The following is a 12,418-nucleotide window of genomic DNA, read 5'->3' on the forward strand; positions in this document are numbered from 1 at the left end:
TCAGCCAAATAGCCAATAGAGCAGAGTGAATACTGGCACTCCAATCAGCAAGCTATCTATCCGATCTAATACGCCGCCATGTCCAGCGAGCATCGTTCCAGTGTCTTTTACCCCATGTTGGCGCTTAAATGCTGACTCTAATAAATCGCCTGCGATACCACTTACTGCCAATCCGTAGGCTGCTAATAAACAAAGCCACCCGCTGAAAGGTGTGAGCCAGTGACCTAGTACTGCTGCCAACATCGCTGCAAAAAAACTGCCAAAGACCGCGCCTTCAATGCTTTTATTTGGGCTAATAGTCGGGGCGAGACCTCGCTTAAACAGTTTGCGTCCCAGTAGTCGCCCACATAAATATTGGGCAATATCGTTGAACTGACTGGCAAAAAATACAAAAAGTAAGATGCCATATTGCTCACGCTGCCATGTCAGTTGCTGCAATACGATAAGGCTCAGAATAAGAAAGATAAAGGCGCTACTAAATATGATGTCCAATAGATTGAGACGAGTATATGAGTGTATCAGTACTGATTTTGGTTTATCAGATATGATTTTTGGTTGTAGCCCGCGCGCTTGGAGTTTGCTAATCAGCCCTGCTTTGTCATATATGCTCCATACGCGTTTAATCTCATAGCAGCCGCGTAGCCCGATTAAAATAAAAAACGCAATGAGTACCCATTGATAAGGGTGGCCATGCTGACTATTATCTATTTTGGCGATAACGTAGCATATGCACAGAGCCACTAACATGAACCACCAAGAGCGAGCAATCAGATAAATCTTAGGCAAGCGAGTACGCAGACGAGGGATAGCCAGTATGCCCCAAACCAAACTGACCACCGTCATCAGGGCAATCACAAACAGCGTATCAGTAGACATGTTTTTAACACTTTGAGAGATATAAAAAGCAGTCATCAACCACTTTAATAATGACCAGAATACCAATTGACTGCTGCTTTTAGGTGGCAGTCGTCGCTTTTATTATTCTAGCTCCTGAATGAACAATTATAGGCTGAATGAGCCAGTCAATACTACCTTCTCTCGTTTTCAATAATGGATTAATCACACTCGTCTGAGGTGTGACGGCTAGATTTGGATAATCCTCTCGATAATGCCCACCACGACTTTCAATGCGCTGATAGGCAGACTGTACAATCAATGTCGCTAATTGTAATTGCCTTGCTAACTGCAAATGCATGAGTTCATCAAGGGTGATAGCGCTTTTTTTGCAATTAGTATTCTTATTAATGCCACTGCCATTAAATGAACTTGACTCAGATTGCTTTAGCCATTGCTGCCATTGTTGTATCTGTTCAAGCGCTTCCTCTAACTCTTTAGCACTACGTGTAATGCCCATGTTGGCGGTCATCAGCGCTTTTAGCTTTGCAATGATTTCTGTCATGTCAGCATCAGAATGGCAGTACTTACTAGCTTCATGATAATCGTATAAATTTGATCTCGATGATGCAAAATATGGCAGAGTAATCGATTGGGTGTCCTTCAGTATGGGTGTTTTCCAAATGTCATCGGCACTTACATTCAAATTATGACGATACGCCGATGTATGTAGCTCTGCATCTAATACTTCAATTTCTGTCAAATAACGAGGCAAGTCAGCAGCGATATTGCGTCCTACGACCACGCACTCTAATAGCGAGTTGCTCGCCAAACGGTTGGCACCATGCAAGCCGGTATGAGCAACTTCGCCTGCTGCATAAAGACCCACTACATCAGTCATACCGTTCACAGATGTGACAACGCCACCGCAACTATAATGGGCGGTAGGGGCGACTGGTATCGGATCCGTCGTGATATCAATACCAAGCGCTAGCAACGTCTGATAAATTTGCGGAAAATGCTCTTGTAAAAATGGCGCTGGCAAGTGACTGACATCAAGATGTACGTAGCCAAGACCATTTACATTAATCTGCTCAGCTATTGCTCGTGCGACGATGTCTCTTGGAGCCAATTCAGCACGCTCATCAACGTCTGGCATAAATCGTCGACCTGTCTGCGGACAGTATAGGCGTCCACCTTCTCCGCGTAGCGCTTCAGAGATTAAGAAACTGCTGTCAGCGAGTGCGAGACCAGTCGGATGAAATTGAATGAATTCTAAATTTGCCAAACGGCAACCCGCTTGCCAAGCCATCATTACGCCGTCACCGACACAAACATTGGGCGCGCTGGCACGTTGAAAAAGCTGTCCTAGACCGCCACTGGCCAGTACGACTGCGCGACTATAAACAGTGAGTTGACGATGACTATTGTGGTCAAAAACGCGTGCACCTTGGCAATGGTTGTCTCTATTGTCTTTCAGCAGACTTAACGCTTCATGATACGGTAATATCGTAATATTACTTGCAGCATGTGCCTTTATAATTAAAGCTTCCATAACGTGTCGACCCGTTGCATCATCAGCATGGGCAACTCGCCTGCAGCCATGACCACCTTCTTTGGTAAGGTGTAAGTTGCTAATTTCTAAGTCAGTACTATTTAAATTAGTATTATTCAAATCAGTTAAGGTTTTTTGCTTCGTATCTTGTTGTGTGTTCTGAGTAAAAGGAACACCTTGTTCGCATAGCCACTGTATGGCCTGCTGTCCTTCACTTAGTATCTCCGTCGTATTATTGGCGTCGCATAACCCTGCGCCTGCGATTAAGGTATCAGCGACATGGTCGGTCACGGAGTCGTTTTGGTCCAAACTTGCAGCGATACCACCTTGCGCATAATGGCTTGAGCAAACCTCCAAAGCGGCTTTGCTCAGTACTATGATACTTAGCGATTTTGGTAATGATAGCGCAGTACTTAAACCCGCCAATCCTGCACCGATAATAAGTACGTCTGTTTGCCTGACATTATCCGCGCTCATACTAGGCAGCCCCAACGTTAGCGAACAGTGTACGGTCTTTGACAATATCACCGCTAGCGGCCACACATTGTTTCTGTGATTCAGCAAAATCAAGCATGCGTTGTAAAGGTTTTTTGGCAGCTGTTGCTAGCTCTAGTGTCATCAATACTTCACCGCTAAACTGCGTTAAACACTGTTCGATACCTTTTAGACCATTCATTGCCATCCAAGGGCAAAACGCACAGCTCTTGCAACTGGCACTTTCACCAGCGGTAGGCGCCGCCAAAAATCGCTTGGTGGGCGAGCGCTTTTGCATCTCGTGTAATATGCCCAAATCGGTAGCGACGATAAAGGTATCTGCATCCATCTCATAGGTTGACTGTAGTAGTTTGCTGGTTGAGCCGACCACATCTGCCAGCTCAACGACGCTATCAGGTGATTCAGGATGTACCAAGACCTTGGCGTCTGGGTACTCATCTTTCAGCTGCAGCAGTTCGGTTGCCTTAAATTCATTATGTACGAGGCAAGACCCTTGCCAAAGCAACATATCTGCACCAGTCTCACGCGCGATGTATTTACCCAAATGACGGTCAGGTCCCCAAATGATAGCTTCACCTTGAGCATGTAAGTGTCGGACGATATCGATACCAACCGATGAGGTCACTACCCAATCCGCTCTCGCTTTTACGGCAGCGCTCGTATTGGCATACACCACGACGGTACGCTCAGGATGAGCATCACAAAATGCAGAAAACTCATCAGCAGGGCAGCCCAAATCAAGCGAACACTCGGCTTCTAAGTCTGGCATCAGTACCGTTTTTTCCATACTCAATATTTTTGCCGATTCACCCATGAAGCGTACGCCTGCGACCACCAATGTCTGTGCACTATGTGCTTGACCAAAGCGTGCCATCTCAAGAGAATCGCCAACACAGCCACCAGTGGCCAATGCCAAATCCTGAATAAAAGGATCGACATAGTAGTGTGCGACCAGTACGGCATTATTATCTTTCAATAATTGCTTAATATTTTCTTCAACCACGATACGTTCTGAACGCGGCAGATCCGTTGGCATCTTAGCTTTGGCATACTCGATATTCATTTTAGTCGCAATGCGGTTGTCATTGCTCATGATGGGTGCGTCATAGGGATAAGTTTTCATAAGTGCAAACCTTGTGTGCGATAACGACACGTTATATGCCGCTAAAAATGATACCAAACTCAAAAATATGATTAGCCGTACTAAACTCGTTTAGCCTACTAAGAAGAGTGCTCATACTCGTTTTTCTTACTACTCTAATTTTTAGGAAGAATACAAGCTGCCTAAATACAGCTTTAAAGTAAACGAGCTTTTATTATGCTCATTTTGAGCATAAATACAAGTGGTTTTTTATATTCTACTTTCAGTACAGTAGGTATTTATGCAAAATACTCTCTGTCACTTTTGCCTTCAGCCGCTTATATTTACATCGGTAGACTATGATATTTTTGGATTCAAGCTATACTAAGTCGTACTATAAACAATAAGTGTGATGGCTTTCTTATTGCACGCTCAAAGGTAAAAGGTAATTACTAAAATCATGACGTTGTCTTATTCACATGCGCATCAGCAAGGTAGCGGCACCACTGAAGTCGTTGCAGTTCTAGTTGCGATCACAGATCATACGGCACGAGTTTTAACAGTTGATCAAGGCAAGTTATTGCCCAACGGACCACTCATGCCATTACATCGCTCACTGCAAGCTGGTGTGCGCCAATGGGTTGAGGAACAGACGCAGCAACCACTTGGCTATTTGGAACAGTTATATACCTTTGTCGATACCAATAGACGTAATGTTGACGGCCATGCATTGGTTTACGTAAGCTACTTGGGCTTGGTGCAAGAGACGCAAATGCAGGCGCTCCAAAGCAAAGCCCTATGGCGAGATTGGTATGATTATTTTCCATGGGAAAATCATCTAGATGGTATGCCAAATATCATTATGGATTTTATTGTGCCAGCATTATTGGACTGGGCGAATAATGCGCCAGACTCAATCACTCAGCAGCGCCGTCGTCAGCGTATTCATTTATGTTGGGGTGTAGATACTGAGTTCTTAAACTCAGCTCAAGATAAAAATACCTATCATCAACCAAGTACCATTAACGGTTATGACTGGGTCTCAGAGCATGTATTACTGCGCTATGAGATGCTTTACGAAGCAGGGCTGATTCCAGAATCATCTAACTATCAGCCGCAAAAACTGCCAAAGCATTGGGCACAAATCATAGGTACACCGATGTACTATGATCATCGACGCGTCATTGCAACTGCCATCTCAAGGCTACGTGCCAAGATTGAATACCGACCGCTTATCTTTGGTCTGATGCCAGATGTCTTTACCTTATCGCAGCTACAGCAGAGTGTAGAAGCGCTCTCAGGCGTACGCTTGCACAAGCAAAACTTCCGCCGTCTGCTAGATTCACAAAACTTAGTGACAGAAACAGGGCAGAGTAGTAGTGCGCAACGTGGTCGTCCTGCCAAGCTTTATCGCTTTTGCCACGATATCGAACTGCAAAGTTTATTGATGGATAGCAAATTGCCTAAACGTAAATAGGCTTAAATAAGCGGTAAGTGCTCTCACGTTTTTATGACTATCCGCTTTTAGCCACTGCATGAAATACTTCATTTCCTTGCGGTACTGTCAACTTTACGCTATATTTATGCTCATTTTGAGTTTAATTAAATTGAACCGATATCAATATAATGCGCATATAGGGGTGACAAATGACTGTTAAAAAAGAACCTGCATTGGATGAAGTGTTGCTAAGACCTTTGGTAGAAGCCGCCTTGACTGAAGACTTGGGCAGACGTGGTGATGTAACGTCTCAAGCGACTATCCCTGCTGACCTGCAAGCAAAACTAGAGATTAAGGCGCGGCAAGCAGGCGTGATATGCGGTATGGACTTGGCGCGTTTATCATTTGCTTTGGTTGATGCTCAAATTGAGTTTATCGCTCAAGTAGATGATGGTGAACTGGTTGAAGCGGGCACAGTATTGGCCAGTGTCAGCGGAAATGCACGTCATCTATTGACAGCCGAACGCACTGCGCTTAATTTTATGACGCACCTCAGTGGCATTGCTACAGATACCAGAAAAATTGTAGACAGTGTGGCGCAATATCCTGCGCAAATTACTTGCACACGTAAAACCATACCAGGCTTGCGCATTGTACAAAAATACGCAGTACGCTGCGGCGGCGGGCGCAATCATCGTCTAGGGTTGGATGATGCCATTTTGATCAAAGACAATCATATTGCCATCGCTGGCGATATAAAAACGGCCATTCAACAAGCCCAAGATTTTGCTGGTCACCTGATTCCAGTAGAAGTGGAAGTGGATACTTTGGAGCAGCTAGAGCAAGCGTTGGATGCTGGTGTGAGTTTGGTGCTTTTGGACAATATGTCCCCTGACGTGTTATCAAAGGCAGTAGCCATGTGTAAAGGTCGCGCCAGAACAGAAGCCTCAGGCGGTATTAATCCTGCGACCGTGGAGGCCACCGCCAAGACAGGGGTTGATTTTATTGCGATGGGGTATCTAACTCACAGCACCACTGCATTGGATATTGGCTTGGATTTTAGCGCATAGGTAGGCGACTGAATTTTCATGGTAAAAAGTCTATTTATCTTATGTATAAAGCTGATTAGAAGCGTTGCTCTGCACTTAACTTTTTTAATGAGATGGTACAGAGGAATTAGGGCGTGTCTTTATTTTTAACCCATTTAACAGTTATGATTCGAATTGAGGACACGCCTTAAGCAAAGTTAATGATTTTATTAGCTTATCTGCCTATGTTACAATACAAGCTACAATGCTATTTTTAGTCAGATATTGTTTTAGTCAGATATGGGGTCATCGTTGCACTCGCACGATGGCCTTACTTTTTTCAGCAGTTGTATCAATAGACAAGCGAGCGCTCAGTGAATACTGAAATCATTAAGATAATCTTAGCCTTTATGGTGTTGATTAATCCCTTTAGCGCTTTGACGTTATTTTTGGATTTGACCCGCGGTTATTCAATGAATAATCGACGTAAAGTCGCGCGTGTGGCTTGTTTGACGATTTTTATCACCATCAGCTTTTTTACGGTCGCAGGTGAGACGCTACTAAAAGCGCTTGGTATTTCAATCGGCTCGTTTCAGTTGGCGGGTGGTATTTTGGTATTCTTGATTGCCCTGAATATGATGAATGGCGATGGTAATCCTGTTAAGCCTGATCAAGAAAACTTCGATGTCGATCATGTACAAGATTCGCCAGTCTCAATGGCAGCTGCTGTCGTTCCACTCGCTATCCCAATGATGATTGGACCGGGCGGTATCTCAACGGTGATTATTTATTCTTCACAAGTTTCTGGTGTACTACAAGTATCGGCCATATTAATAGCTGGGTTGTTGATCAGTTTGTTTTGTTATTTGGCATTGATGGCAGCAGGTCGTATTAGCCGTTTATTGGGTGATACGGGTCTGAACATTATGAGCAGAATCATGGGCATGTTGTTGGCGGCAGTTTCTATTGAAATCATCGTTAATGGCCTACGCACGCTGTTTCCTGCTTTAGTTTAACGAAAAAATTGATTGCCTGTACCTTTGTTTATTTTATTTAGAGTTACCCCTCAATTTTTAGGTTGTAAAGAAAGCTTATATCTTACTTCTACTATTAGCTAAAAAACCTCTAAAACTCTTCAAAACTTCTAAATATTCTATAAAAATGGCTAAAAGCGATTTTTAGAGAATAGCTATGTCTAAAATAATGTTATCAATCACCAAAAGTATTCGAAAAAATGCCACCTATAAAAACATGTTACAGTGGAGGAACAACTATTATCATAGGAGTTAGTTTTGAGTAATAAAATAATTGCTATTTTAGGGGCAGGTCCAAGTGGTTTAGCACAATTACGCGCTTTTGAAGCAGCACGATTGGCTGGTGCAACCGACTTACCTGAGATAGTTTGTTATGAAAAGCAAAATGCTATCGGCGGTATGTGGAATTATAGTTGGCGTACTGGTTTAGATAGAAACGGTGAACCCGTTCACGGCAGTATGTACCGTTATTTGTGGTCGAATGGCCCAAAAGAATGCTTAGAGTTTGCTGATTATTCATTTGATGAGCACTTTGGTGATGCCATTCCTTCATATCCGCCACGTGAAGTTCTAAAAGACTACATCATGGGCCGTATCGACAAGCAAGACATCCAAAAGTATATCCGCTTTGAATGCCCAGTACGTTGGGTCTCATTCGACGATGACACGCAAAAGTTTACCGTGACAGTCATGAACCATAAAACGAACGAACAAGAAGTCGAAGAGTTCGATTATGTCGTGGTAGCGACCGGTCACTTTTCAACACCAAATATGCCGTATTTTGAAGGTTTAGAGACTTTCCCAGGTCGTATCTTGCATGCTCATGACTTCCGTGATGCGCTAGAATTTAAAGACGAAGATATTTTGCTCATTGGTAGTAGTTATTCAGCTGAAGATATTGGTACACAGTGTTATAAATATGGCACCAAATCAGTAACCATTAGTTATCGTACGCAAGCCTTGGGTTATGACTGGCCAGAGGGTATCAAAGAAGTGCCGCTTGTCACCCACTTTGAAGACGATGTTGCACATTTTGCTGACGGTACGAGTCAAAAGTTTGATGCTATTATCATGTGTACTGGTTATTTGTTCCACTTCCCGTTTATGCCGGATGAGTTACGCCTGCAGACACATAATTGCTTATATCCAGCCAATCTATACAAAGGGACTTTTTGGCAGCCCAATCCAAAGCTCATTTACTTAGGCATGCATGATCAGTATTTCACCTTTAACATGTTTGATGCTCAAGCGTGGTATGCACGTGATGTCATCATGGATGATATCGAGCTTCCTGATTTGGCGACTCGTGAGGTCGACGAAAAAGAATGGTTGGCAACGTATGCTAAGTGCGTCACGGTGAGCGACTCAATTGACTTCCAAGCCGCCTATATTCGAGATTTAACCAATGCGACAGATTATCCAGAGTTTGCAGTAGAGAAGCAGGGTGAAATCCTAAAAGAATGGCAAAAAGATAAGACCGATAATATCATGACTTTTAGAGAAAAAGGCTATCGTTCAACATTGACAGGTACGCTATCACCTGAATTGCCAGAGCCTTGGCTAGATGTCCTTGATGATTCGCTTGAGCACTTTTTGAACTTAAGCTTTGTTAAGCCTAAAAAGCGCAAGAAAGCATCGTAGACAGATAGTCGCTGCTACAAAGAGTAGTGGCCGTAAAAAATTAGTTGCTATTAAAAGCATCTGATATAAAAAGTAAAAAGCCAAATACGTTTAGATGTATTTGGCTTTTTTGTGCGCGGTACATTCAGCTACTATAGTCAGTTCAATATAATGTGGAGACTGACACAGTATCCAATTTATAGAGGATTGACGATATATTAACTATTATACAAATGCCAAGCCAAGTACAGCATCAGTATGCCCACCAATCCGTCAAGTATATTCCATGCCTTTGGTTTGGAAAATAACGGTCTAAGCAATCGTGCAGCATAACCCAAAGCAAAAAAGAAAAAGAATGAAGCACTGACAGCACCCACACCAAAGGCCAATTTACTACTAGCACCCGTTGAAACCATACCGACGAGCACCAATGTATCTAGATAGACGTGCGGGTTGAGCCATGTAAAGCCAAAACACAGCAACAGTGCTTTTTTCAAACTGGTAACGGCTTGACCATCGACGTTTAATGCATGTGAGCGTCGAACACTAGCATATAAACTTTGCAAACCGTAAACCAGCAAAAACAACGCGCCTGCGAATCTGGCGATATCTACTGCATGTGGATAACGAGCTGTCACCGCGCCAAAACCAGCAACGCCCGCTGATATTAATAATGCATCACTAACGGCACAGAATAAGCAGATAAAAAAGATGTGTTCACGTTTGATGCCTTGTTTAAGTACAAAAGCATTTTGTGATCCAATTGCTAAGATAAGCGATAGCCCAAGCAAAAAGCCAGAGGTATAATCGGTCGCGTTCATAGTAAAGTGCTTATCATTTAGAGAGTAGATGTTTTTAAGGTATAGGAATATTGACACTTTGCTTACTGGCAGTGCCAAAAAAAGCTGTTAAGATACGTCATTGAATCAATATATGCAATACTTGCACAATACGAGTGCACGGAACGAGAGGCAAAGTAGGTCATGGTGGTAAGTTTGACAAGAATGCTAAAGTCATTTGGGCAAGCTCAAGAAGACCTGCCAACACAAGCGGCTAAAAATGCTCAACAGATGAGTGTCAGCCAAGATGTAGAGGTGGAGGATAGCAATGATGAAAATGATCAAGCTATCAGTCAGCGCTCTGTGCTTACGCCACCTGAGCGTGCAGGCCGTATTCGTGATGCATTAGCAGAAGTGAGTGACATTCGAACGCCGACGCCCTTGACCGACCGCTATTTGTCCAATCGTGCCCAAATGCGCCCGACCAATAGACCTCCTTTTGACCCAGATACTTTGTGGTATCTCAAACATGGACGCTGTCCGATTATGACTGAGCTTGTTGATGTGGTCGATGAAGCCACCCTAAATGCCATGCCTATTGAGGCTGTCGCAATTCTAGATCGAATTAATGGTAAATTGAAGCGTTACCGTGAATGGAGCAGCGAGCTCAACGAGCAGCAACAGCAGCAGCATAATGAGCGTCAGTTCGTCATCGATAAGCTGGTGTCTGAGAGTATTCCAGAAGCGCTACATCATTATGAGCAACTACAGCGGTTCAGCCCACATCGTACAAAAAACAACACGGTACAAGGTAAGATGACCGCAGGGGATATGTTGACCGATTTGTTTCTTGAGATTGATTATGAGCTTGATGAGTTGCTAGATGAGTTGCATCAGACGGTGATGAATCGTCTGGCATCCACGCATCGTTACGTTAAAAGCCGCACAAAAAGTTAGTTAGTAATGACTTCAAATGATCACTGTTCATTTGAGACGGTTAGGTGTCATTAACTATAATCGATTCAATACGATATGATGCACAACGATATGACGCACAACAATATAGGGCTTTAATAAAGCCTTATTTTTTTGTTTAATAATAGCAACTCATAAAAATATGAATGGCTTAAGCATCAAGACGTATCAAAAATAATAATAAGCTTTTCAAAAATTCTACTAAATAATAAGGACAGTCTAATGACCCAAGTCACTGCGATGTTCGTCATGTTTTTTTTGTATGGGCTGTTGCCAGTCGCTGGGTTATACCTAGGGTATCGTGGTATCAAAAAGTTTACCGCGCCCAAAATGCTTGAATATAAAGCGATGCCGCAATTGGGTTATATCCCTGAAAAGAGCCTACCAGTTGAAGTCAAAACAGCACTAGAGCAAATCAATGAAAAAGGTGAGAAGCTGCGTGTCATCTATGGCGACACCAATAATGATGGAAAGATTGATGATAAGGATACTGTCACCGAAACGTATATCATGATTCAAAATTTAATGGACAGGCATGTACCGCTTGCGGTGGCTGACTATCGCCGCTTGCATGACTTAGATGGTAGGGATGGTGCACTCGCTGATACGACCAAGATTAAGCACTCTAATGTCACTGGTAAAGAAGCGCTATTAGATGTGCTAAGTACGATCAATACGCAGTTCAATGATTTGCTTAATGCTTCCTATCATCAAGATGGACAAAAGCTGCTCGCGACCAATCGCTATCTACAAAAACGCTTTGATAATCCTGCTAGTAATAGAGAGACGCAAAAGCTCGATAGCAATGTGAGTAGTGCCAGAAGTGATGTGAGAAATGATGTAAGTATTCAAGCGATTGAAAGCCCAACGGGTACCAATGTAAGTGCTGAGGATATTAAACTATAAATGCAGGGTTTTGTGATTAAAGGGCAAAATGAAGAGTAAGCATATATGAGCATCTTAATAGGCATTGGCATTGTAACGACAGTCACTACCTTTTATTTGGGTAAAAAAGGCTGGCAAGCTTTCCATAAAGCTGTTGGTATTACGCCAGGTGTGCTCGTCTATCAAAATGATAATGCACCATTGTCATTATCCAAACTCAGTTGGCAGCAACTAAGTTTAAATAAGAAACACCTGCAAAATCTGCCAGAGCAGCAATTGAGCCAATTAAAACGCATCGACGAAAAAGTGAATCACTATCAAGCGTATCAGAAATCACTAAAAGCTCAGCATAAGACGCCTGCGATAACAGAAGAGCAGTTTGTATTGAATAAGATGCTGCATACTCGGCTTCCAGAAATGTTAGCCAGTCATTACCATTTAACAAGTATAAGTGTTAATAATAGGAATGACGAAAAGAAAATAGAAGCCAGTGAGCTATTGCAGAGCGTGTTAAATAATATTGAGCAGCGTTTAGATAGGTTGCTAGCGCAAATAGATACGCAGCAGTTGCAGGAGTTACGAGTCATGAAAAACTATATCAACAGTCATGATAGCTAAGTCTACATCGTCAGAATTACAACGACTTGCTATAAATGACATAAAAAAAGCTGCCAATGATAAATAATCACTGGCA

Annotated in this window: 11 protein-coding genes; 7 read left to right on the plus strand and 4 right to left on the minus strand. The window is 42.9% G+C overall.

The features are described 5' to 3' along the window. From AAEY75_RS02870 to nadA, 3 genes are all read right to left on the minus strand, one after another. Complete coding sequence (locus AAEY75_RS02870) at positions 1 to 876, minus strand: phosphatidate cytidylyltransferase (protein WP_352258297.1); 876 nt, start codon at positions 874 to 876, stop codon at positions 1 to 3. A gap of 79 nt (positions 877 to 955) precedes the next feature. Continuing rightward, complete coding sequence (nadB, locus tag AAEY75_RS02875; RefSeq protein WP_197218312.1) at positions 956 to 2,866, minus strand: L-aspartate oxidase; 1,911 nt, start codon at positions 2,864 to 2,866, stop codon at positions 956 to 958. Position 2,867: 1 nt separating this feature from the next. Further along, positions 2,868 to 4,007, minus strand: a complete 1,140-nt coding sequence (nadA, locus tag AAEY75_RS02880) for a quinolinate synthase NadA (protein ID WP_197218314.1) — start codon at positions 4,005 to 4,007, stop codon at positions 2,868 to 2,870. A gap of 418 nt (positions 4,008 to 4,425) precedes the next feature. Here nadA and AAEY75_RS02885 point away from each other — a divergent pair, with 418 nt between their 5' ends. The 4 genes from AAEY75_RS02885 (at position 4,426) to AAEY75_RS02900 (ending at position 9,106) form a co-directional block, all read left to right on the plus strand. Continuing rightward, on the plus strand, positions 4,426 to 5,442 hold the full coding sequence (locus tag AAEY75_RS02885; protein ID WP_197218316.1) for an NUDIX hydrolase: 1,017 nt from the start codon (positions 4,426 to 4,428) through the stop codon (positions 5,440 to 5,442). Between the two features lie 170 nt (positions 5,443 to 5,612). Then, complete coding sequence (gene nadC, locus AAEY75_RS02890) at positions 5,613 to 6,473, plus strand: carboxylating nicotinate-nucleotide diphosphorylase (protein WP_197218317.1); 861 nt, start codon at positions 5,613 to 5,615, stop codon at positions 6,471 to 6,473. A 332-nt stretch (positions 6,474 to 6,805) separates the two neighbouring features. Further along, the gene (locus AAEY75_RS02895; protein WP_110922289.1) at positions 6,806 to 7,447 is read left to right on the plus strand and encodes a MarC family protein; all 642 of its coding nucleotides are present in this window, start codon (positions 6,806 to 6,808) and stop codon (positions 7,445 to 7,447) included. Positions 7,448 to 7,723: 276 nt separating this feature from the next. Then, a complete protein-coding gene (locus AAEY75_RS02900) occupies positions 7,724 to 9,106 on the plus strand; it encodes a trimethylamine monooxygenase (RefSeq protein ID WP_352258301.1) in 1,383 nt (460 codons plus the stop codon). 197 nt (positions 9,107 to 9,303) lie between these two features. Here the strand turns inward: AAEY75_RS02900 and AAEY75_RS02905 are convergent, their stop codons facing one another. Beyond that, positions 9,304 to 9,906 (minus strand): LysE/ArgO family amino acid transporter, encoded by a 603-nt coding sequence (locus AAEY75_RS02905; RefSeq protein WP_197218320.1) that lies wholly within the window; start codon positions 9,904 to 9,906, stop codon positions 9,304 to 9,306. Between the two features lie 183 nt (positions 9,907 to 10,089). On the opposite strand from AAEY75_RS02905, the gene AAEY75_RS02910 reads away from it, so the two are divergent. The 3 genes from AAEY75_RS02910 to AAEY75_RS02920 all read left to right on the plus strand — a co-directional run bounded on the left by AAEY75_RS02910 (position 10,090) and on the right by AAEY75_RS02920 (position 12,342). Next, positions 10,090 to 10,821: a hypothetical protein gene (locus AAEY75_RS02910; protein WP_352258615.1), complete on the plus strand. Its 732-nt coding sequence runs from the start codon at positions 10,090 to 10,092 to the stop codon at positions 10,819 to 10,821. 240 nt (positions 10,822 to 11,061) lie between these two features. Continuing rightward, positions 11,062 to 11,745 carry a hypothetical protein gene (locus AAEY75_RS02915; protein WP_352258303.1) on the plus strand — a complete coding sequence of 228 codons (684 nt, stop codon included), beginning with the start codon at positions 11,062 to 11,064 and terminating at the stop codon, positions 11,743 to 11,745. 45 nt (positions 11,746 to 11,790) lie between these two features. Further along, entirely contained in the window at positions 11,791 to 12,342 is a 552-nt protein-coding gene (locus AAEY75_RS02920; RefSeq protein ID WP_352258305.1) for a hypothetical protein, read from the plus strand. The last annotated feature ends 76 nt before the right edge of the window (positions 12,343 to 12,418 follow it).

The organism is Psychrobacter sp. TB55-MNA-CIBAN-0194, from assembly GCF_040309505.1.
Lineage (GTDB): Bacteria > Pseudomonadota > Gammaproteobacteria > Pseudomonadales > Moraxellaceae > Psychrobacter > Psychrobacter fozii.